Origin of the sequence: Frigoribacterium sp. VKM Ac-1396 (assembly GCF_015350895.1) — a bacterium.
Classification (GTDB): domain Bacteria; phylum Actinomycetota; class Actinomycetes; order Actinomycetales; family Microbacteriaceae; genus Frigoribacterium.
On record NZ_JADKSD010000001.1, the window covers coordinates 1,277,559 to 1,299,929 of the forward strand.

Annotated in this window: 15 protein-coding genes; 2 read left to right on the plus strand and 13 right to left on the minus strand. The window is 72.2% G+C overall.

What is annotated here, in order from left to right:
• Positions 1-819 precede the first annotated feature (819 nt).
• Together ITJ55_RS05930 and ITJ55_RS16470 are read right to left on the minus strand one after the other, a co-directional pair.
• Entirely contained in the window at positions 820-4,002 is a 3,183-nt protein-coding gene (locus tag ITJ55_RS05930; RefSeq protein WP_194594477.1) for a S8 family peptidase, read from the minus strand.
• Positions 4,003-4,252: 250 nt separating this feature from the next.
• The gene (locus ITJ55_RS16470; protein WP_370544037.1) at positions 4,253-5,404 is read right to left on the minus strand and encodes a LuxR C-terminal-related transcriptional regulator; all 1,152 of its coding nucleotides are present in this window, start codon (positions 5,402-5,404) and stop codon (positions 4,253-4,255) included.
• Between the two features lie 70 nt (positions 5,405-5,474).
• Between ITJ55_RS16470 and ITJ55_RS05940 the strand changes: the two genes are divergently transcribed.
• Positions 5,475-6,932, plus strand: coding sequence for a mannosyltransferase family protein (locus ITJ55_RS05940; protein ID WP_194594478.1), 1,458 nt, complete (start codon positions 5,475-5,477; stop codon positions 6,930-6,932).
• Positions 6,933-7,072: 140 nt separating this feature from the next.
• On the opposite strand, the gene ITJ55_RS05945 is transcribed toward ITJ55_RS05940, so the two are convergent.
• The 8 genes from ITJ55_RS05945 to chvE all read right to left on the minus strand — a co-directional run bounded on the left by ITJ55_RS05945 (position 7,073) and on the right by chvE (position 17,846).
• Positions 7,073-8,086 (minus strand): LLM class flavin-dependent oxidoreductase, encoded by a 1,014-nt coding sequence (locus ITJ55_RS05945; RefSeq protein WP_194594479.1) that lies wholly within the window; start codon positions 8,084-8,086, stop codon positions 7,073-7,075.
• A gap of 152 nt (positions 8,087-8,238) precedes the next feature.
• Positions 8,239-9,768: an L-arabinose isomerase gene (araA, locus tag ITJ55_RS05950; RefSeq protein WP_194594480.1), complete on the minus strand. Its 1,530-nt coding sequence runs from the start codon at positions 9,766-9,768 to the stop codon at positions 8,239-8,241.
• A complete protein-coding gene (locus ITJ55_RS05955; protein WP_056225236.1) occupies positions 9,765-10,478 on the minus strand; it encodes an L-ribulose-5-phosphate 4-epimerase in 714 nt (237 codons plus the stop codon). Before ITJ55_RS05955 ends, araA begins: the two co-directional genes overlap by 4 nt.
• The gene (gene araB, locus ITJ55_RS05960; protein WP_194594481.1) at positions 10,475-12,283 is read right to left on the minus strand and encodes a ribulokinase; all 1,809 of its coding nucleotides are present in this window, start codon (positions 12,281-12,283) and stop codon (positions 10,475-10,477) included. Before araB ends, ITJ55_RS05955 begins: the two co-directional genes overlap by 4 nt.
• Before the next feature lie 350 nt (positions 12,284-12,633).
• Positions 12,634-13,623, minus strand: a complete 990-nt coding sequence (locus tag ITJ55_RS05965) for a LacI family DNA-binding transcriptional regulator (protein WP_194594482.1) — start codon at positions 13,621-13,623, stop codon at positions 12,634-12,636.
• Between the two features lie 159 nt (positions 13,624-13,782).
• Complete coding sequence (mmsB, locus tag ITJ55_RS05970; RefSeq protein WP_194594483.1) at positions 13,783-15,051, minus strand: multiple monosaccharide ABC transporter permease; 1,269 nt, start codon at positions 15,049-15,051, stop codon at positions 13,783-13,785.
• Entirely contained in the window at positions 15,038-16,588 is a 1,551-nt protein-coding gene (mmsA, locus tag ITJ55_RS05975; RefSeq protein ID WP_194594484.1) for a multiple monosaccharide ABC transporter ATP-binding protein, read from the minus strand. Before mmsA ends, mmsB begins: the two co-directional genes overlap by 14 nt.
• 103 nt (positions 16,589-16,691) lie before the next feature.
• Positions 16,692-17,846: a multiple monosaccharide ABC transporter substrate-binding protein gene (gene chvE, locus ITJ55_RS05980; protein ID WP_194594485.1), complete on the minus strand. Its 1,155-nt coding sequence runs from the start codon at positions 17,844-17,846 to the stop codon at positions 16,692-16,694.
• Positions 17,847-18,312: 466 nt separating this feature from the next.
• On the opposite strand from chvE, the gene ITJ55_RS05985 reads away from it, so the two are divergent.
• Positions 18,313-18,636 (plus strand): hypothetical protein, encoded by a 324-nt coding sequence (locus tag ITJ55_RS05985; RefSeq protein WP_194594486.1) that lies wholly within the window; start codon positions 18,313-18,315, stop codon positions 18,634-18,636.
• 178 nt (positions 18,637-18,814) lie between these two features.
• Here ITJ55_RS05985 and ITJ55_RS05990 read toward each other — a convergent pair whose 3' ends face one another.
• The 3 genes from ITJ55_RS05990 to ITJ55_RS06000 form a co-directional block, all read right to left on the minus strand.
• A complete protein-coding gene (locus ITJ55_RS05990; protein ID WP_370544038.1) occupies positions 18,815-19,936 on the minus strand; it encodes an aldose 1-epimerase family protein in 1,122 nt (373 codons plus the stop codon).
• Positions 19,929-21,185, minus strand: a complete 1,257-nt coding sequence (locus tag ITJ55_RS05995) for a D-arabinono-1,4-lactone oxidase (protein WP_194594487.1) — start codon at positions 21,183-21,185, stop codon at positions 19,929-19,931. The genes ITJ55_RS05990 and ITJ55_RS05995 overlap by 8 nt, the downstream gene beginning before the upstream one ends.
• A 66-nt stretch (positions 21,186-21,251) precedes the next feature.
• The gene (locus ITJ55_RS06000; RefSeq protein WP_056258052.1) at positions 21,252-22,310 is read right to left on the minus strand and encodes an LLM class flavin-dependent oxidoreductase; all 1,059 of its coding nucleotides are present in this window, start codon (positions 22,308-22,310) and stop codon (positions 21,252-21,254) included.
• Between the last annotated feature and the right edge of the window lie 61 nt (positions 22,311-22,371).

Genomic DNA, 22,371 nt, shown 5'->3' on the forward strand with positions numbered 1-22,371 from the left:
GCGCCTCGACCTGCTCCCCCGGCGCCGTGTTCGGGTACGGCGCCGGAGTCGGGTGAACAGGGATCGTCACGTCTCGGGTGCCCCCAAACTAGGGCCGGGTTGCTGACAGTGTCCACCATTCGGGGGACAGATCACCCGGATGGGTGAACGGGCGACCTCGGCGGTCCCCCGAGCCACCCGCTTCGGGGGACGTCGCCGCCGACTCGACGGCCGGTGGTGACGGCAACTCCTGCCGCCTGCGCCGCCCCGCACGAGGGCGCGGGCATCGCGGCCGCCCGCGCAGCGCCCGCCAGGAGTTGCCGTCCGACGAGGGGTCACGGGGCAGGGCGGAGGGGGAAGGGCAACTCCTGATTCTTGCGCCCACCCGAGCCCGGTCACGGGGCCGCATGCAAACAGGACGACACGAGCCAGGAATTGCCGCCACGTCACGGCGAGAAGGGCAACTCCTGCTCGGTGTGCCCGGCCGGACGCCGATGCGGGATGACGCGGGGGCTGCGCAGCACCAGCCAGGAGTTGCCGCCTCGGTCTGAGGGGGAGGTCGGTGGTTCGGGGCGGAGCGCGGCGGGGCGCGACGGAGCGGGGGCGGGGCGGAGCGGGGGCGGGGCGGGGCGGGGCGGAGCGGAGCGGGGCGCGGCGGGGCGGGGCGGAGCGGAGCGGAGCGGGGCGGGGCGGGGCGCACGAGGAGGCGGTGGTCACCTTCCGGGGAAGGTGGCCACCGCCTCGTGGCCGTGCAGGCCGGGCAGGCCGTCAGGCCGTCAGGCCGGGCAGGCCGTCAGGCCGTCAGGCCGTGCAGGCCGGCAGGCCGTCAGGCCTGGCCCGCTACCAGCGCCAGGGGAACCACCCGTGGAAGAGGTCGCCGAGCGCGTTCCAGATCCACTGGAGGACGTCGCCGAGGCTCCAGCCGCCACCGGGGTTGCCGGGCTGGCCGGGGCCGGGGCCCGGATCGGTGGGCACCTCGGGCTCCTCGCCCGAGGCGACCGTGAGGTAGGTCACCTGCCCGGTGTCGCCGTAGACGACGCGGCCGAGGTAGGTCTGCTCGTAGGCCAGGTCGGTCCACGACGCGGTGAGCGTCGCGGTCTCGCCGAGTCCGGCCGAGAGGGTCGCCGGGTCGACCGTGAGGCCTCCGACGGCCGTCGCCGGGTCGAGCAGGTACGACGTGAGCGTGTAGTCGAGCGCTCCCGACCCCGAGTAGAAGTCGACGAGCAGCACGTAGTCGCCGGCCGCGGGGGCGTCGAGGTCGATCTGCTCGTCCGCCGAACCCGTCGCCGAGGCGGCGGCGAGCTGGTCGGGGGCGCCGTCGGCGCCGGCCGTGTAGAGCAGCAGGTCGAGGTCGGCGGTGTCGTCGGCGCTGTCGAGCACGAAGCGCGCGTGGGTGGTGCCCTCGGCGATCGTGATCGGCGTCTCGGCCGCGGCGGCTCCCGCCGTGCCCGAGCCGGTCGTCACCTGACCGGCGACGAGCCCCTCGGTGGTCAGCGGCAGCTCGAGGGCGTCGCCCGCGGTGACGTCGAACGCCGCCTCGCCGGTGGAGCCCTCGCCGGCCACCTCGGCCGGTGCCTGCAGGCGGACGGGTCGGACCGCCAGCGGGCTGCGGACGTCGTGCTCGCCGTCACTCCAGGTCAGGTACCCCGTGGCGAACTCGTCGAGTGCGGCCGTGGTGCGGGTGAAGGTGACCGTGTAGTCCTGCGTCTCGCCCGCTGCGGCGAACGTCAGGGTCGAGGGCTCGACGGTGGCCGTGACCCCGTCCATCTCGATCGGGGCGACCGTGTACGTGCCCGCCTCGGTCGAGGTGACGCTGCGGGTGACCTGGGCGGTGCCGGCCAACGAGCCGACGCTGATCGAGGGCAGGTTGAGCGACGAGTCGGTGCCCTCGACGGTGTCGATCGAGTCGACGTACGCCTGCCAGTCGGCGGGGCCGTTCTCGTAGACGAGGCCGGGGTCGAGGAACGCGGTCGGGTCGACGTGGCCGGCTCCCTGGGCGAAGACGTCCTGGCTGGGAGCGCCGTCCTCGCCGACCAGGTCGTAGGCGGTCGTCATCATGGCCGACTTGACCTCGTCGGGGGTCCAGTCCGGGTGGACGCCCTTCGACAGGTAGAGCGCCGCGAGGCCCGCGATGTGCGGCGACGACATCGACGTGCCCGAGAGGAACTCGTACGTGCCGGGCTCGCCCTGCGCGTTGGCACCGTCGGCGAGGATCGCCACGCCGGGTGCCGAGATGTCGGGCTTCAGCAGGTTGCCGCCGTCGGCCGTCACCGGACCGCGCGACGAGAAACCGGCGATCTGCGGGGTGGCGGGCTCGGGCAGGGCACCCGGGTTGCCGTCGAGCAGCGTGACGGTCGCGCCCTCGGTGTCGGCGTACGCGTGGATGGCGTCGTAGTCGTCGGCGTTGAGGTGGACGGTGGGCACGGCGTGCTCGTCGAGGTCGACGGAGCTGCTCGTCGGGTTGACGAGCACCATGCCGATGCCGCCGGCCCGCTCGACCTCGGCCGACTTGGCCGTGCGGTCGTAGACGCCGCGGTCGCAGAGCACGATCGTGCCGGCCGCCTTCGCGGGGTCGAGCGTGTCGGGCGCGCAGAGCGTGACGGCGGTGGCGTCGGCTCCGGCCGCGGCGACCGCGGTCGACGAGACGAAGTCGCCCGAGAGGCCGTCCTGACCCGTCGGCACGGTGATCGAGCCGCCGAGGTAGTTCGTGCCGTCGGCGGTCTGCACCGTCGCGCTGTAACTGGGGATGGTCGACGCGGCGACGGTGGTGATCCACGGCGCGGCGTTGTCGGCCGTGGTGGGGGTCGGTCCGTCGTTGCCGGCCGAGGCCGCGACGAAGACGCCGGCCGAGGCCGCCCCGAGGAACGCCTGGTCGGTGGCCGAGAAGGTGCTCGTGGCCCCGCCGCCGCCGATGGAGTAGTTGATGACGTCGACGCCGTCGGTGACCGCGGCCTCGATGGCGGCGATCAGGTCGAGCGTGGCGCAGCCGTCGTCGTCGGTGGCGACGCGGTCGGGGCCGTCCCAGCAGACCTTGTACGCCGCGATCTTGGCGGCCGGGGCGACGCCCGACACGGTGCCGAACGAGCGGTCGCCGATGGTCGCCTCGACGTCGGCGTTGCCGGCTGCGGTGGACGCGGTGTGCGATCCGTGGCCGTTGCCGTCACGGGGCGAGAGGTACTCGCCCTGCTCCTCGGTGCCGATGTTGCCGACCCCGAAGCCGTCGACGAAGTAGCGGGCGCCGATCAGCTTGGTGTTGCAGTCGCTCGCGTCGAACTGGACGCCGGTCTGGCACACGCCGGTGAAGGTGCCGCCGTCGCCCTTGGCGAAGACGGTCGCGTCACCCTCGAGGTGCGGTTCGGCGTCGCTCGCCGACCCCAGCGGGTCACCGGCGAACGAGGCGTTGCCCGCCGCGATGCCCGAGTCGATGATGCCGACGACGACTCCCTCGCCGGCCTTGTCACGACCCCCGACGGCGTCCCAGACGCCGCCGTTGCCCTCGGCGTCGCCCAGTCCGAGGAACTCGGTCGAGGGCGTCGCCTGCAGCTTCAGCAGTTCGTTCTTCGAGACGGCGGCGACCGCCGGGTCGCTCGCGAGCTTCGCGGCCTGGGCGGCCGTGAGGTCGGCCGAGAAGGCGTTCGTCGTGATGGCGTAGCTCGCCTCGACCGTGGCGCCGGCGGCGGCGGCGACGTCCTGCTGGACGCCCTCGAGGTGCTCGGCGTAGTCCTGCACGGGCGCGCTCTGCGCGTCGAGGTGGCTGCCCTGGGGCACGGCCGTGCGTGCGAGCCCGGCCTTGCCGCCCTCGTAGGTCGCGGCGGCCGGTTCGCGCAGCGTGACGATGTACTTGCCGTCGGCGAACTGGCTGTCGCCCACGACGGCGGGGCCGTCGGCGGCGAAGGAGGCGGTGGCCGGCACCGCGACGAGGCCCGCGGCGACGACGCCGGTGGCCAGGATCGCGGCGAAGCCGCCGCGGAGGCGGGTGCGAGGGGGTGCGGTCGGCCTGCGTCGGCCGGATGGTGTGATCACTGATCGCCTTTCGATGCACGCCGCTCGGAGCGTGCTGTCGGGGGTGCGCCGGGGCCCCGGGCCACGGTCGATCCATAAGAACTACCTGTGAATGCGCGTGACCCTCTAGTGGGGGTCATGGCCGAAACCGGCCAGTGACCGCGACCGGCCAGAGAGTTCACACGAGGAGGCGCGGGCGGGGCACCGAGGCCGTCCTCCCTTGGGGGGACGCACGCCCGCACACCGGTCCGACCGGGGTCGCTGGGCCGACTCAGACCCAGCCGCGTCGGGCGGCCTCGACCCCGGCGTGGAACCGGTTGCTCGCGCCGAGCTCGTCGAACAGGGCGTGCAGCCGCCGCCGCAGGGTGCGGGACGAGATGCCGAGCTGCGCCGCGATGACGTCGTCGGTCGCCCCGGCGGCCACGAGGGCGAGCAGGTCGCGCTCGGCGGGGGTGGGGGGTCGGGACGCGAGTCGCGCCTCCTCGTCGCGCGTCGTCGGCGCACCGCCCGCCGAGGACGCCGTCGGCACCGGCCAGCCGGCCGACGCCGAGGTCGAGATCGAGGTCGAGGTCGAGGTCGAGGCCGCCAGTCGGGCCGCCACCTCGGCCCAGTCGACCGCGGGCTCACCCGCACCGGGGGCGCCGGGCACGGGCAGGGCGCTGCGCCACCGCGCCTCGAACAGATCGTAGAGCGCGGTGACGAGCGGCTCGGACTCGGTCACGAGGGCCTCGGGTCGGCCGGGGTCGTGGCCGATCGAGACGAGTGCCACCCGGCGGTCGGCGACGGCCAGCTTGATCGGCAGGTCGTGGGTGATGCGCGCCTCCTCCCCCTCGGCGCCTAGTCGGTGCACCCCCTGCCAGCTGCCGTCGGCCGAGATGCTCGCGACCGTGTAGACCGCCCGCCAGCGCACCCCGCGCCCGAGGGCGACGCGTTGTGTGGACTCGTTCGAGGCCACGACGTAGGGCGGCCGGTCGAAGGCGACGAAGTCGGTGGTGGCGCGGTGCTCGAGCTGCGAGTACCAGTCGCCCACGGCCGCCTGCCCGACGACGACGCGGGTCAGCTCGTCGGCGTCGCGCGGACGACGCCCCTCGTCGAACAGCTCGCCCAGCTCGGGCACGGCGGCCCGCACCTCGACCAGCGCGTCGGCGCGCGCCGCGACCACGGCGGGCACCGCCACCCGGGGGTCGACCGCGCCGTACCCCCCTCCCCCGGCGGACCGTTGGACGAGCCCGAGCGAACGGAGGCGCTCCAGGGCGGCCAGCGCGGTCGCCTCGTCGAGGTGCACGGCCCGTGCCACGGCCCCGGCGGTCGGCGCGGCCGCCGCCCCGCCCTCGTCCGCCGCTCCGGCTCCGGCCACGACGTGACGGTAGACCGCGACCGCGACGTCGTCGATCCCGAGGGCGGCGAAGGACGAAGGGGGCACCCGTCGATCTTGCCCCGTCCCAGCCGACTGTTGGTAGCGTCGTCCAGATGACCGGACACGGGGCGGGGCGGTGAGCCGCGAGACGATGGCGTCGCCGACCGCGACGACGCTGCGCCGACCCGCCTTCACGGTCGACCTGGCGGCCCGCCTCTCGGGCAGCTGGCGCAGCGTGCTCGTGGTCTACCTGGCGTCCCGCCTGTTCTCGACGAGCGTCCTCTTCGCCGTCTACGAGATCGCGAAGCTCGCCGGTGCGACCTTCATCACGCCCGGCAGCGACCGGAGCTTCTTGGACTTCACCTCGTCGTGGGACGCCGACCGGTACCGCACCATCGCCCTGCACGGCTACCCGTCGACGTTGCCGACCGACGCGACCGGCGAGGTGCTGCCCAACGAGTGGGCGTTCCTGCCGGTGTTCCCGTACCTCTGCCACCTGCTGATGGTGGCGACGGGCATGGACTTCACCGTCGCCGCCCCCCTGCTGGCGACCGTGTTCGGCGCCGCCGCGGCCGTCGTGCTCTACCGGCTGCTCGTCACGAAGGTCGGCCACCGCGGCGCCATCTGGGCCGTGCTGCTGTTCTGCTTCGGGCCGATGGCCTTCGTCATGTCGGTCGGCTACGCCGAGAGCCTCTTCCTGCTGCTGATCTTCGGCGGCCTGCTGGCCATGCAACGACGGCAGTACGCGCTCGTCGCGGCCGCCGGCATCGTCGCCTCGTTCGTGCGACCGGGGGCGCTCGCACTCGCGCTCGCCCTCGGCATCCACCTGATCGTGCGGTGGCACACCGAGCGTGAGCGACCCGCCGCCGCGTCCGTGCAGGGCACGCGCGCGATCGACCACCTCACGGTCGACGGCGGGTCGGCCACGCTCCCGGCCGACGATCTCTCGAGCGACGACCTCTCGACCGACGCCGCCGGGACGCGAGGGGTCGCCGGGGTCGGCACCGCGCCTCCTGCGGTCGTGACGGCCGCCCGGCGCTCGGTGCGTCGCGCCTGGGGTGGACTGCGCGAGTTCGTCGTGGGCGGCCGGCTGCCCGGCCGCGAGCTGACGACGATCGTCGTGGCGGGGCTGGCGATGGCGGCGGCCGGGCTCGCCTGGCCCGTCGTGGCGCACGTGGTCACCGGCCAGGCGGACGCCTACCTCGAGACCGAGATGGCCTGGTGGGTCGACTACGTCGGCCGGCCCGCGTTCGTGCCGTTGACGCCGTGGTTCTTGCTCGCCGGCCGCTGGCTCGGCATCGGGGGCATCGTGCTCGTGCTAGCCCTCGTCGGGTCGTTCACGTACTGGGTGACCCGCCGGTCGACCCAGCGCCTCGGCCACGAGGTCGTCGCCTTCGTGGCCGGGTTCTTCGGCTACCTCGTGGCGGTCTTCCTGCCGCAGCAGAGCCTGTTCCGACTGCTGATGCCGCTCAGCCCGCTGCTGGGCACGCCCGCGATCTCGTCGCGGCCGTGGCTTCGCCGCACCCTGTTGCTCGGCGGGGCCGCGCTGCAGCCGGTCGCCGTCGTCTTCGTCTTCTTGTTCACCGCACCGTAGCGACCGCGGCGTCGCCACCGGCGGTCACGACGAAGACACCGCCGAGTGGACAGGACACCGTCGCATTTCTCGGTGTCTCGTCCACTCGGTGGTGTCCGGCGAGCGGGGCGCAGCGTTTCTCGCTCGGAGGCGCCGGCGGGCTACGCGGCGGCGGGGGCCGGCTGCATCGCGTCCGCGAGCAACGCCACGGACCGGAGGCGCGCCTCCAGCGACGAGGACGAGTGCGCGACGATCAGCTCGTCCGCCTGGGCGGTGCGGGCGAACTGCTCCATGTACTCGCGGGCGTCGCCGGGCGTGCCGACGGCGGTGTAGGTCGTCATGGTCTGCACGTGCTGGCCCACCGGGGTGCGCAGCAGGTGGTCGAGCTCGTCGTCGCCGAACTCGCGGGTGGGGTCGATCTGGCCGCTCTGACGCAGCAGCATCAGCAGACGTTGACGCTTGACCTGGGCGAACTGCACGTCGGCCTCGTCGGCGTCGTCGGTGACGATGGCGTTCACGGCGGCGAGCACGTAGGGCTCGCTCAGCTGTGCCGACGGCTGGAACTCGCGACGGTAGGCCGAGACGGCGTCGACCAGGTCGCCGGGGGCGAAGTGCGACGCGAAGGCGTAGGGCAGGCCGAGGGCCGCGGCGAGCTTGGCCCCGAAGAGGGACGAGCCGAGGATGTACAGCGGCACGTTCGTGCCGGCACCGGGGACGGCCTGGACGCCGGCGACACGGGACTCGCCGGCCAGGAAGGCCTGCAGCTCGACGACGTCCTGCGGGAAGCGCTCGGACGACGACGGGTCGCGGCGCATGGCCCGGAAGGTGGCCTGGTCGCTGCCGGGTGCACGGCCGAGGCCGAGGTCGATGCGACCCGGGTGCAGGGTCTCGAGGGTGCCGAACTGCTCGGCGATGGCGAGCGGCGAGTGGTTCGGCAGCATGACGCCGCCCGAGCCCAGACGGATCGTCGAGGTCTGGCTGGCGATGTGGGCGATCAACACCGAGGTCGCGCTCGAGGCGATGGACGCCATGTTGTGGTGCTCGGCGTACCAGACCCGCCGGTACCCGCTCGCCTCGGCCTGCTGCGCCAGGGCCACGGAGGCCGCGAAGCTCTCGCGCACGGTCTGACCGGGTGCGACGGGGGCGAGGTCGAGGATGGAGAGGGGGATGCTCATGCGGGGGTGAACAACGACGGGCGTCGTCGTATGCCCCGAGACGGAAGACGAGTGGTCCCGGATCGTCGTTCGTCGGGGGGCGAAGGACGATCCGGGACCATTCGATGCGCGAGGAGCGCGGGACGTGCGACGGGCGCGAGCTGCGCGAGTGCCTACAGGCCGCGGGCCAGGCGGTGGTACGCGGCGTTCCAGGCGACCTCGTGGCGGAAGTCGCGGATGCGGGTGTCCTCGTCGATGACGAGCAACTCGGTCTCGACGATGCGCGCGAGGTCTTCGAAGGCCTCGAGGCCGACGGCGGTCGACATCACCGTGTGGTGCGCGGCGCCGGCGGTCAGCCAGGCCTCGGCCGAGACGGCGAACGACGGGCGGGGCTTCCACACCGCGCGCCCCACCGGCAGGTTCGGCAGGTCTTCGTCGGGGTCGACCACGTCGACCACGTTGACCGTCAGGCGGAACCGGTCGCGCACGTCGCTCATCGCGACGACGACGGCGGGGCCGGGGTCGGCGGAGAAGACCAGGCGCACCGGGTCGTCCTTGCCGCCGATGCCGAGCGCGTGCACCTCGAGCGAGGCGCGCCCCGACGTCAGCGCCGGGCTGACCTCGAGCATGTGCGCACCGAGGATCTTCTCCTCGCCGGGCACGAGGTGGTACGTGTAGTCCTCCATCAAGGAGGCGCCACCCGGCAACCCGGCGCCCATCACGTTGGCCGCACGCACCAGCACCGAGGTCTTCCAGTCGCCCTCGGCGCCGAAGCCGTAGCCCTCGGCCATCAGGCGCTGGACCGCGAGGCCGGGCAGCTGCTTGAGCGCACCCAGGTCTTCGAAGTTCGTCGTGAAGGCGCTGAACCCGCCGGCCTCGAGGAACGACCGCAGGCCGATCTCGATCGCCGCACCGTCGCGCAGCGACTGGTGCCGCTCGCCGCCCGTCCGCAGGGCGGGCACGACGTCGTACTCGGCCTCGTACACGGTGACCAGGTCGTCGATCGCCGACTCGGACGCCGCGGCGACCGCCTCGGCCAGCTCGTTGACGCCCCAGGTGTTGACCTGCACGCCGAAGGCCAGCTCGGCCTCGGTCTTGTCGCCCTCGGTCACGCCGACGAAGCGCATGTTGTCGCCGAAGCGGGCCAGCTTGAGCGAACGCATGGCCGAGGCACCGGCGGCGGCGCGCATCCACGTGCCGACCTGCTGTTGCACGCGCGGGTCGCTGACGTGGCCGACGACCGTCTTGCGCGGCACGCCGAGGCGGGTCTGCATGTAGCCGAACTCGCGGTCGCCGTGGGCGGCCTGGTTGAGGTTCATGAAGTCGAAGTCGATGTCGGCCCAGGGCAGGGCGACGTTCGCCTGCGTGTGCAGGTGCAGCAGCGGCTTGCGCAGCGCGTCGAGGCCGCCGATCCACATCTTGGCCGGGCTGAAGGTGTGCATCCAGGCCGTGACGCCGATGACCGAGTCGTCGAGGTTCGCCTCGAGCATCGTGCGGCGGATGGCGTCGGCGTCGGTCAGCACGGGCTTCCAGACGAGCCGCACGGGGACGTCGGAGGCGGCGGCGAGCTCGTCGGCGATGGCGCGCGACTGGTCGGCGACCTGCTTCAGGGTCTCTTCGCCGTAGAGGCCCTGGCTGCCGGTGAGGAACCACACCTCTCTCGAGGCGAGGAAGGCGGTCGGGTCGAGGGTGTCGTTCGTCACTTCAGTTCTCCTGCGGGTGCTTGTCCGTAGACGTTCTGGTACCGGTCGAAGAGGGCGTCGATGCTCTCTGCCGGGATGGGGATGGGTTCGCCGAGCTGGCGGGTGACGTGGACGGTGCGGGCGACGTCTTCGGTCATGACGGCGGCCTTGACCGCGTCGCGGGCGTCCTTGCCGATCGTGAAGACGCCGTGGTTCTGCATCAGCACGGCGCGGCTGCGGTGGCCCTCGAGCGTCGCGACGATGCCGCGGCCGATCGAGTCGTCGCCGATGATCGCGAACGGGCCGACGGGGATCTCGCCGCCGAACTCGTCGGCCATCGCCGTGATCACGCACGGGATCGCCTCGCCCCGGGCGGCCCACGCGGTGGCGTAGGTCGAGTGCGTGTGCACCACTCCCCCGACGTGCGGCATGGTCCGGTACACGTAGGCGTGCGCCGCGGTGTCGCTCGACGGGCTGCGGTCGCTGCCCGGGGTGCCCTCGACCACGGTGCCGTCCAGGCGGCAGAGGATCTGGTTCTCGGCCGTCAGGTCGTCGTAGAGCACGCCGCTCGGCTTGATGACGAAGAGGTCGGTGCCGGGCACGCGGCCCGAGACGTTGCCGCCCGTCCAGACGACCAGCCCGTAGCGCACGAGCTCGGCGTGCAGGGTGGCCACGTCTTCTCGGGTGGCGTCGATGGCCGCCTGCGTCGAGCGGTCGATCCAGCCGGTCATGCGGTCACCTGCGCCTCGGTCGTGGCGGAGGTGGTGGCGTCCTGCTCGACCGCGTCCGCGCCTCCTGCGTCCGCCGTCGGGGCCGAGGAGGCGCGGGTCGCCTCACGACGGATCGCCCGCAGGCGGTGCATCACGTCGTTGCCGCCCCGACCGAACCAGTCGTGCAACAGGAGATACTCGGCGTAGAGGGCGTCGTAGGCGTCGGCGTTCGCCTCGTCGGGCGTGTACGTGGCGCGGTCGACGCTGCCCATGGCCTCGGCCGCCGAGCGGATGTCGGGGTAGGCGCCGGCGGCGACGGCCGCGTGGATCGCCGAGCCGAGGGCGGGGCCCTGCTCGCTCGTGATCGTCGAGATCGGCAGGCGCAGCACGTCGCTGTAGGTCTGCATGAGGTGCGGGTTCTTCAGCAGGCCGCCCGCGGCGATGAACTCGGTGACAGGCACGCCCGATTCGTCGAAGGCCTGCACGATGCGACGGGTGCCGAAGGCCGTGGCCTCGAGCAGGGCGCGGTAGCCCTCTTCGGGCGTCGTGCTGAGCGTCTGCCCGACGATGACTCCGCTCAGCTCGTGGTCGACGAGCACCGAGCGGTTGCCGCTGTGCCAGTCGAGGGCCACGAGGCCGTGGGCGCCGACGGGCTGCTCGTAGGCGAGGTCGGTGAGGTGCTGGTGGACGCTCTTGCCGGCGGCCGCGGCGGCGTCGACCGCCGACTGCGGCACCTGGTTCTTCACGTACCAGGCGAAGATGTCGCCGACGCCGGACTGCCCCGCCTCGTAGCCGTAGAGGCCGTCGACGATGCCGCCGTCGACGACGCCGCACATGCCGGGCACCTCGGCCAGCTCGGAGCCGTTCATCACGTGGCAGGTGCTCGTGCCCATGATGGCGACCATCTGGCCGGGCTGGGTCGCCTTCGCGGCCGGGGCGGTCACGTGCGCGTCGACGTTGCCGACGGCGACGGCGATGCCTTCGGGCAGGCCCGTCCAGCCGGCCGCCTCGGCGGTCAGCGTGCCCGCGACGTCGCCCAGGGCGCCGATCTCGTGCACGACCTTCGTCTCGGCGAAGTCGGCGAAGTCGGGGTTGAGGGCGGCGAGGAACTCACGGCTGGGGTACTCGCCGTCTTGGTAGATGCCCTTGTAGCCGGCGGTGCAGGCGTTGCGGACGTACCGACCGCTGAGCTGCCAGACGATCCAGTCGGCTGCCTCGACCCAGTGCTCGGTCGCGGCGTAGACCTCGGGGTCCTCTTCGAGCAGCTGGAGGCCCTTGGCGAACTCCCACTCGCTCGAGATGAGCCCGCCGTACCGCGGCAGCCAGCTCTCGCCCCGCTCGGCGGCGAGCTCGTTGATGCGATCCGCCTGCCCCTGGGCCGCGTGGTGACGCCAGAGCTTGACGAAGGCGTGCGGGCGGTCGGCGAAACGCTCGAGCTCGTTGAGCGGCGTGCCGTCGGCGGTGGTCGGCACCATCGTGCACGCCGTGAAGTCGGTGCCGATGCCGACGACGGCCGAGGGGTCAACGCCCGACGCGCGCAGGGCCTCGGGCACGGCGTTCTTCAGCACGTCGACGTAGTCCGACGGCACCTGCAGGGCCCAGTCGGCGGGCAGCCGCTCGCCCGTGCCGGGCAGCGTGCGGTCGACGACGGCGTGCGGGTACTCGAACGTGGCGCTGGCCAGTTCGGCGCCGTCGCGCACGCGCACGACGACCGCCCGGCCGCTGAGCGTGCCGTAGTCGACGCCGACGACGTACGTGTCGGCCGAGGTGTCGGCGGGGCCGGGGCCCCCGGGCGACGAGTCGGAGGGGATGGCGGTCTCAGCCATGGAACGTCCTTGTCCTGATGCGAAAGTGAGCGCTCACATTCTCACACGCGAGGGCTCGCGCGTGCAATCTCGTGAGACGCGGGTCGGGCCGATCGGCGACCGTGACCGAGGCTCGGGCCCGACCCCCACGAGCGGCGCTCGACGATTTGCCTAGGCAGCTGTTCTCCGCCGGTTCCGGGGGTCACCCCGGGCAGGCCGGACCGCGGCCGGGCTTGACCCCCACGAGCGGCGCTCGACGATTTGCCTAGGCAGAGGTTCTCTGCCGGTTCCGGGGGTCACCCCGGGCAGGCCGGGCAGGCCGGACCGCGGGCGCCGGACCGCAGGCGCGGGCGCGGGACCGCAGACGCGGGTCAGCGGGCGGGGGCGGCCGTCGAGCGGCGGACGACGAGCTCGGGCTCGAGCGCCGCGACGGGGGCGTCGTCGCCCGCGAGCACGGCCTCGACGGTGGTCATGAGGCGGCGGCCCAAGGCCTCGAAGTCCTGCCGCACGGTCGTCAGCGGGGGCACGAAGTGCTCGGCCTCGGGGATGTCGTCGAACCCGACGATGCTGACGTCGCGGGGCACGACGAGCCCGGCGTCGACGTACGCGTGCACCACGCCGAGCGCCATCTGGTCGTTGCCGCAGAAGACGGCGGTCACGTCGTCGCGCAGGGCGAGCTCGCGGCCGATGCGGTGCCCCGACCCCGGCGTCCAGTCGCCCCGGCACAGCACGCTCGAGTCGACGCCGAGCCGGGCGCAGGCCTCGCGCCAGCCGCGCTCGCGGTCGCGGCCGTCCATCCATCCGTCGGGCCCGGCGACGTGGGCGATGCGTCGGTGCCCGAGTGCCGCGAGGTGCTCGACGGCGGCCTCGGCCCCGGCGGCCTGGTCGAACGACACCGTGTGGTGGCCGTCCTCGGCCTCGCTGTCGGCCGTCACGAGCGGCACCGAGACGTCGGAGCGCCGCAGCACCTCGAGGGCCTCGGAGTCGGGGGCGATCAGCACGATGGCGGCGACGTTCTGCCCGACCAGCGAGTCGAGGGCCTGACGCATGCCCTGCCGGGCGTCGACGTCGAGCGTGGCCATCGAGACCTGGTAGCCGGCGCGGCGGGCGGCCCCGTTGAAGCCGTGCATGGTGCTCGACGGCCCGTAGAACGGGAACCCGGTGCTGATCACGCCGAGCGACTTCGTCTTGCGGCTGGCCAGGGCCCTCGCCGTGAGGCTCGGCCGGTAGTTGAGGTCGTCGATCGCGGCGTCGACCTTGGCCTTCGTGGCGGGACGGACCGTGGGGTCGCCGTTGACGACCCGCGACACGGTCTGGTGCGAGACGCCGGCCGCGGCCGCGACGTCGAAGAGGGTTGCCACGAGGTGATCCTATTTCGGTTCGGTTTCGGGACGACGGTGTCCTGCGCGGCCGACCCGCGCCTCCTGGGGTCGGACCGGGTGTCCGCCCGGGGGCGGAGAGACGAGGAGGCGCGGCTCCCGTGATCGGGAACCGCGCCTCGTCGTCGGGTGCTGCGCTCGTTACTTGCCGGACGAGGCGGCGCGACGCTTGTTGAACACGTCGAACGCGACCGCGGCGAGCAGCACGAGGCCCTTGATCAGGGACTGGTACTCGGTGCCGACGCCGAGGATCGACATGCCGTTGTTCAGGATGCCGATGATCAGACCACCGACGATGGCGCCGGTGACCGTTCCGATGCCGCCGGTGACGGCGGCGCCACCGATGAACACGGCCGCGATGGCGTCGAGCTCGAACCCGTTGCCGGCGCTGGGGCTGGCGAGGTTGAGCTGGCCGGTGAAGACGACGCCCGCCAGCGCGGCGATGACGCCCATGTTGACGAACAGCAGGAAGGTCACGCGCTTCGTCTTGACGCCCGACAGCTCGGCGGCGTGCAGGTTGCCACCGATGGCGTAGACGTGACGACCGAACACCGAGTTCTTCATGATCATCGAGTAGGCGACGACCAGCACGGCGAGCACGACCAGGACGATCGGGGTGCCCGAGTAGCTCGCGAGCAAGAAGCCGATGTACATGACCAGGGCGACCGTGAAGACCATCTTGGTGATGAACCACAGGAAGGGCTCGTCCTCGAGCTGGTACTTGCGACGCGTCGCCCGTCCGCGCAGGCCGGTGCCGATGAGGGCCAGCGACGCGACGGCGCCGAGCACGAGGGTGAGCGGCTCGTAGCCGGTCGTCCCGAAGGCGGGCAGGAAGCCCGATCCGATGTCGCGGAACCCCTGGGGGAAGGGCGAGATCTGCTGGCTCTGCAGGGCGATCTGCGCGGCACCGCGGAAGGCGAGCATGCCCGCCAGGGTGACGATGAACGCCGGGATGCCGAAGTAGGCGATCCAGAAGCCCTGCCAGGCGCCGACCAGCGCGCCGAGCACGAGGCAGAGGACGACGGCGAGCGGCCATGGCAGGCCCCACTGCGTGATCATGACGCCGGCCATGGCCCCGGTGAAGGCCACGATCGAACCGACCGAGAGGTCGATGTGCCCGGCGATGATCACCATCACCATGCCGATCGCCAGGATCAGGATGTAGCTGTTCTGGACGACCAGGTTCGACACGTTGATCGGCGCGAGCGTGATGCCGTTCGTGGTGATCTGGAAGAACAGCACGATCACGATCAGCGCGATGAAGAGGCCGATCTGGCGCAGCTGGCCGCCGAGGTACGAGACCGCGGAGACGATCGGGTTGCCGCCCGAGCCGGACTGCGGCTGACGGGACGTGGGCGACCCGCCGGTGGGCTTCGGGTCGGTGGCCTGGGTGGGGCTAGGCGCGCTCATTGACGGGGCTCTCTCGTTCGAGGGTCATGTACTTCAGGAGGAACTCGGGGGTCGCCTCGGCGATCGGCACGTCGGCCGTGATGCGCCCCTCCGAGAGGGTGTAGATGCGGTCGCAGATGCCGAGCAGTTCGGGCAGCTCGGACGAGATGACGATGACTCCCTTGCCCGCGTCCGCGAGCTGGTTGATGATCGTGTAGATCTCGTACTTCGCGCCCACGTCGATGCCGCGGGTCGGCTCGTCGAGGATGAGCACGTCGGGGTCGGCGTACATCCACTTCGACAGCACGACCTTCTGCTGGTTGCCACCCGAGAGCTTGCCCGTCACCGACGCCACGGTGGGCGCCTTGATGTTCATGCTCTTGCGGAAGCGCTCGGCGACGGTGCTCTCTTCGGACCGGTTGACGAAGCCCCAGTTCGCGAGCTTGCCGAGCGCCGAGCCCGACACGTTGCGCGTGATGTCGTCGATCAGGTTGAGGCCGTACTTCTTGCGGTCCTCGGTGGCGTAGGCCAGACCCGAGGCGATGGCCTTGCTCACCGTCGAGGTGTCGATCTTCTCGCCGCGCTTGTAGACCGTGCCCGAGATGCCGGTGCCGTAGCTCTTGCCGAAGACGCTCATCGCGAGCTCGGTGCGACCGGCACCCATCAGCCCGGCGATGCCGACGATCTCGCCGGCCTTCACGTTCAGGTTGGCCTGGTGGATGATCTCGCGCGTCGCGTCGAGCGGGTGGTGGACGGTCCAGTCCTCGATGCGCAGCAGCTCTTCGCCGACGGTCGACTCGTGGGCGGGGTACCGGCTCTCGAGGTCGCGGCCGACCATGCCCTTGATGATGCGGTCCTCGGAGACCTCGTCGGCGTGCATGTCGAGGGTCTCGATGGTCTTGCCGTCGCGGATGATCGTGACCTTGTCGGCGATCGCCTTGATCTCGTTCAGCTTGTGGCTGATGATGATCGACGTGATGCCCTGACCCTGCAGGCTCTTGATCAGGTCGAGCAGGTGGGCCGAGTCGTCGTCGTTCAGGGCGGCCGTCGGCTCGTCGAGGATGAGGATCTTGACGCGCTTCGAGAGCGCCTTGGCGATCTCGACCAGCTGCTGCTTGCCGACGCCGATGTCGACGACCTTGGTGACCGGGTTGTCGCGCAGCCCGACGCGGGCCAGCAGGCCGGCGGCGTCGAGGTTGGTCTTGTTCCAGTCGATGAAGCCGTTCTTGGCCTGCTCGTTGCCGAGGAAGATGTTCTCGGCGATCGACAGGAACGGGCTGAGTGCCAGCTCTTGGTGGATGATGACGACGCCCGCGGCCTCGGAGTCGTTGATGTTCTTGAAGTCGACGGGCTGGCCGTCGAGCATGATCTGGCCGTCGAACGAGCCGCTCGGGTAGACGCCCGAGAGCACCTTCATCAGGGTCGACTTGCCCGCGCCGTTCTCGCCGCAGATCGCGTGGACCTGGCCGCGCTCGACCTCGAGCGTGACGTCCTGCAGGGCCTTGACGCCGGGGAACGTCTTGGTGATCTCCCGCATCTCGAGGATCGTGTTCGCCACGTGTTCCTTCTTCCGTGTCTCGGTGGGGTGCAGCTGTGGAGCAGGGACGCGAGGAGGCGCTGGTCGGCGACCAGCGCCTCCTCGGTCCGCGGAAGGGACGGACCTACTTGAGGTCGGCCTCGGTGTAGTAGCCGCTGTCGACCAGGACCTCTTTGTAGTTGTCCTTGGTGACGATGGTGGGCTGGAAGAGGTACGTCGGGACGACCTTCTCGCCGTTGTCGTACGTCTTGTCGTCGTTCGTCTCGGGCGTCTTGCCGGTCAGCAGGTCGTCGGCCATCACGACGGACTGGTCGGCGAGCTGACGGGTGTCCTTGTAGATCGTCGAGTACTGCTGGCCCTCGATGATCGACTTGACCGAGGCGGCCTCGGCGTCCTGACCGGTGATGACCGGCAGGGCGTCGCTGGCGTAGCCGGCACCCTCGAGCGCCGAGATGATGCCGATCGAGATGCCGTCGTAGGGCGAGAGCACGCCGTCGAGCTTGGTGCCGCCCGAGTAGGTCGAGGCGATCAGGTTCTGCATGCGCGCCTTGGCGGTGGCGGGGTCCCACTGCTGCGTCGCGGCCTGCGTGAACTGGTCCTGGCCGGAGCCGATCGTCAGCGAGCCGTCTTCGATGAAGGGCTTGAGGGTGTCCATCGCGCCGTTGAAGAAGAAGGTCGCGTTGTTGTCGTCCGAGCTGCCGGCGAAGACCTCGATGGTCTTCGGGGTGGCGCCGTCGACCTTGTTGCCGTCGGCGTCGACGAGGCCGAGGCCGGTCAGGAGGCTGGTGCCCTGGTCGACGCCCACCTTGTAGTTGTCGAACGAGACGTAGTAGTCGACGTTCTCGTTGCCCGTCAGCAGACGGTCGTACGAGATGACCTTGATGCCGGCCTTGGCGGCCGAGTCGAGCTGGTCGCTGAGCGAGCCGCCGTCGATCGAGGCGACGATGAGCACCTTGGCGCCCTTGGTGATCATGTTGCTGATCTGCTGGACCTGCTGGGGGATCTTGTTGTCGGCGTACTCGAGGTCGACCTTGTAGCCCTTGTCTTCCAGGGCGCTCTTGACGGCGTCGCCGTCCTTGATCCAGCGCTCGGACACCTTGGTGGGCATCGCGACGCCGACCAGCGCGCCGGCGTTGTCGCCGCTGCTGCTGCCGCCGGCGTCACCGCCGCGACCGCCGCCGCCGCCGGAGCAGGCGGCCAGGGAGAATGCCATGCCGACGGCGACGATGCCGACGAGGAGCTTTTTCTTCACGGTTGTTCCATTCGTGTCAGGTGTCATCTCGACGGCGTCGTCGATGACGGGTGGTGGTGCTGTGGAGGGATCACTGTGGTGCAGGCACGCGACGACTCGGGAGGCCGGGGACGTGCCGGGCCGACGGGTGCGCGAGGCGTGCCCGTCGGGGCCGAGGGGGACGTCAGGCCGGGGCGGACGCGAGGAGACGCGGGGCGGGCGACGTGCGGAGGGCCGGGCGGGCGGCCGGGCGGGGGGCGGAGCTGTTCACGGTTGACCTCTTCGTCAGGAAACGTGGCTGGGGGTGTCACGGTGTGGTGGGTGATGGTCCGTCACGAGGACGGTCGAGCGCTGACCTGAGAATGTGAGCGCTCACATCGGGTGGTGCGGGGCAATACTGAACGAGGTCCAGGTGCTTGTCAAGTCGGTCCGCCCTCGGCGTGTCGCGGCAGGATTTACACGTTCGCCACACGCCGTTCACGCGCGTGAGCGGTCGTCACGTCACAGTGTGGCCATGATCACCGCGACCGCGACCGTCCACACGGCGCACGACGCCGCCGGCCTGTTCTGGCTGTCGCGCCGCCTGCTGGCCGAGCACCGGGCCGCCCGGGTCGACGTGGGCCAGTACCTCGTGCAGCTCGCGGACGCGGGCACGGTGTTGCTGACCGAGCTGCCCGACGCACTGCGCTTCGACGTCGTCGTGCGCGACGAGCTCGCGGCACGCCGGACGCGACGCGCACTCGAGGCCGCCCTCGAACGCTGCCTGCCCGGCACCGTGTCGGCGATGACGTGGCAGACCGAGGCCCTCGCGGCGGGTGCCGAGGTCGAGGTCGCCTGAGCCGACCGCACCGCGTGCGGTCGAGGCCGCTTGAGGCGACCGCACCGCGTGTCGTGCACGGCACCGCGTCTAGACCGGGTGCGGTGCACGAAACGCGGTGCGCTGCGGGTGGGGTGGGCGGGTGGGGCCGCAGGGCGGGGCGGGTGGGCGGGGTGGCAGGGCGGGGCGGGTGCCGCGGCTAGAAGGCCGTGATGGTCCAGCTCGCCGCGTGCGACTCGCCGGGGGCGAGCAGCACGAGGTCGTGCCCCGAGTTGAAGGCGTCGGGCGGGCAGGTCATCGGCTCGACGGCCAGGCCGACGCGGTCGTTCTCGGGCTCGGGCCGGTCGGCGGTGTGCACCTGCACCCAGGGCAGCTCGCGACCCCACGACATGGTGACTCCGTGGCCGTCGCGCGCGGTGACCGTGGCGGTGACCCGCGCCTCCTGCGCCTCGCCGGGCGCGCCGACGGCGGGCGCGCCGTCCGCGGACGCGCCGTCGGGTGACGCGCCGTCGGCGGACGCGCCGTCGGCGGACGTGCCGTCGGCCGGGCCGAAGTCGAGGTCGGTGAAAGCGTGGTCGACGAAGAGGTCGCCGATCGCGTGCCCCTCGCGGAAGTCGAAGCCCTCGCGGTCGCCCACCGGGCGGGTGCCGACGGGCACGAGGCGGTCGTCGGTCACCTCGAGGTAGCTCGCGGCGGGCAGGTCGAACGTCCAGTCGTCGACGCGGCCCTCGCCGGCCACGAGGTACGGGTGCGGTGCCGTGCCGTAGGGCGCCGTGCCCTCGCCGACGTTGCGGGCCGTGACCGTCGTGGTCAGGCCGTCGTCGCCCAGCTCGTAGACGACGGACAGGGCGAGGCGCCAGGGGTAGCCGTCGCTCGGAACGAGGACGAACGAGGCCGACGCCCTCGCGGCCTGGGCCTGGTCGAACGTCCAGTCGGCCCAGTGCGCGAGGCCGTGCAGGGCGTGCCCGCGCTCGACCTCGTTCAGGGCCAGCTGCCGTTCGACACCGTCGCGCTCGTAGCGCCCGTCGGTCACGCGGTTGGGCCAGGGGGCCAGCAGGGCGCCCCGGAAGCCGGGCCGCACCTGGTCGGCGGCGAACGGCACGACGAGGTCGCGTCCCTCGAAGGTCAGGGCACGCAGCGTCGCCCCGACCGCGGCCAGCTCGGCGCGGTAGCCGTCGCGCTCGAGCACGACCTGGGCACCCGACACCGGCACGGGCGAGGTGGTCAGCGTCGCCGTGGGCGGTGCGCCCGGCGCAGGCTCGACGACGGGCGGGGTCGTGCCGGGCACGGGGACGTCGGCGACGGGGGTCGGCTCAGACACGGGCGGGCTCCCCCAGGACGGACGCGGACAGGAACGCGTTGCGGAACCGACCCTCGGGGTCGACCGACTCGACGTGGGCGGCGAACTCTCCGAGGCGCGGGTGCACCCGGCGCAGCTCGGCGTGCGTCGCGGTCGACACCTTGCCCCAGTGCGGACGGGCGTCGAAGGCGCCGAGCACGCGCTCGATCTCGGGCAGGGCGGCCAGCACGTCGGCCGGCCGGCGGTGCCAGGTGAAGTGGAACGCGACGCTCTGCCGACCGCTGCTGGGGCTGATCCAGGCGTCGTCGGGCGCGATGGTGCGGATCTCGCTGACCATCAGCACGTCGGCGAAGGTGTGCGCGATGCCCCGCAGCCCCTCGATCGCGGCCGCGGCGTGCTCGGCCGGCACCAGGTACTCGCTCTGGATCTCTTCGCCCGCGCTCGGCGTGAAGTCGAACCGGAAGTGCGGCAGGCGTTCGAGCCACGGGCCGGCCACGCCGCCCTGCTGCGTGACGGCCGCGGTCTCGGCACCCGGGATCATGTGCGTGGTCGCGTCGGCCCGCACGGCACCGAGGTCGCGCAGGTCGAGCCCGACCTCGTCGCCGACGCGGTGCTTCGACCACACCTGGTCGACCCCGTCGCCGTCGTAGCGGGTGAAGAAGCTCAGGCTGTAGGCGCTGGCCAGCACCGCGTCGAGGTGTTCGAGGGCGGCCGCCCAGGGCAGCCCCAGGGCGATGGTCTGCTCGACGTCGAAGGTCGGCACGGTGTCGAGCTCGAGGGCGGTGACGACGCCGACGGCGCCGAGCGAGACCACGGAGGCGCCGAACGCGTCGTCACCGCGGCGCACGGTCTCGAGGGTGCCGTCGGCCCGCACCAGCTCGACGGCGCGGACGCCGGCCGAGAGGGCCGGGTTGCGGACGCCCGAGCCGTGGGTGCCGGTCTGGACCGCGCCGGCCACCGAGATGTGCGGCAGCGAGGCCAGGTTGTGCAGGGCGAGGCCGCGACGCTGGAGCTCGCCGGCGAGGGCGGCGTGCGTCGTGCCCGCACCGACGCGGACGGACCCGGCGGCCGAGTCGACCTCGACCGGGGTGGCGAGCGCGTCGAGCGACACGAGGGTGCCGTCGGTGTCGGCGACGCGGTTGAACGAGTGGCGCGACCCCAGGGCCTTGACGCGACGACTGCCCGTGACGACGTCACGTAGTTCGTCGAGGCTCGTGGGGCGACGCAGGTCGGTCGTCGAGTACTCGACGTTGGCGGCCCAGTTCTGCATGGAGGCTCCTTCGACTCGGGGTGCTCCGTCGAGTCTAGGCGCGCCGCCGGGGTGTCGTGTGAGCGCTCACTTCGCCTGCCACCCGAGCAGCGGCCCGAGTCGCTCGGCGGCGTCGGTCAGCACCTGCGCGTACTCGGCGAGGCCGAAGTCGAACGGCAGCTCGACGATCAGGTCGTCGACCTCGCGCATCGCGGCGTTCTCGTGCAGCTGCTCGGCGATCCACTCGGACGGGCCGACCAGGTCGCGGTCGAACATCATGCCGCGGGGCCCGTGCGCCACGGTGGTGCGGTCGCGGCGGGAGGACGCGTAGGCCTCGTACGCCGCACGCTGCTCGGCGGTGGCCGTGTCGGTGGGCAGGACGACCGCGCCCTTGGCGACCCGCGCCTCCTGACCCGCCGGGTGGGCCGCGCGGAAGGCGCGGATCTGTTCGAGCTGCGACGCGGCGAAGCGGGTCGGCTCGATCGGCCCGGGTGCGCCCGCGAAGCTGACGTTGCTGATCAGCATGCCGAGCCCCTGCCGGCCGGCCCACTCGGCGGACCGCGGGCTGCCCGCGCCGTACCAGACGCGGTCGGCGAGGCCCGGGCTCTGCGGCTGCACCCGGCCCGTGTAGACCTCGATGCCCTCGGTGCCCTCGAACGCGCTGACCTGCTCGCCCCGCACGAGCGAGAGGAACTTCTCGACCCGGCCGTACGAGAAGTCCTGGTGGTCGACCGCGTCGCCGTAGAGGTGCGGGCCGACCTCGTCGTAGCCACGGGGCTCGCCGACGCTCACCCCGAGCTGCAACCGGCCACGCGAGAGCACGTCGACGGTCGCCCAGTCCTCGGCGAGGCGGAACGGGTTCTCCCAGCCGAGCGGCATGACGGCCGTGCCGAGGGTGAGCCGCGAGGTGCGCTGCGCCGCGGCCGAGAGGAACGCCACGGGCGACGAGATGCCGAACTGCAGGTGCCGGGTGCGGGTCCAGCCGCCGTCGAGCCCCAGCGCCTCGGCGCGTTCGAAGAGCTCGAGCCCCTGCTCGAGGCCGACCGTCGGGTCGTCGCCCTCGAACGCACCGATGGTGAGGAACCCGAGCCGACGCAGCGGCCTCGGGTCGGCGGACGGCGAGGACGACGAGGAGGCGGTGGTCACCCGTCGAGCCTAGCCAGACGGCACGGCGGCCCGCGGCCCGTGTCGGGCGGTCCCCGTCGGG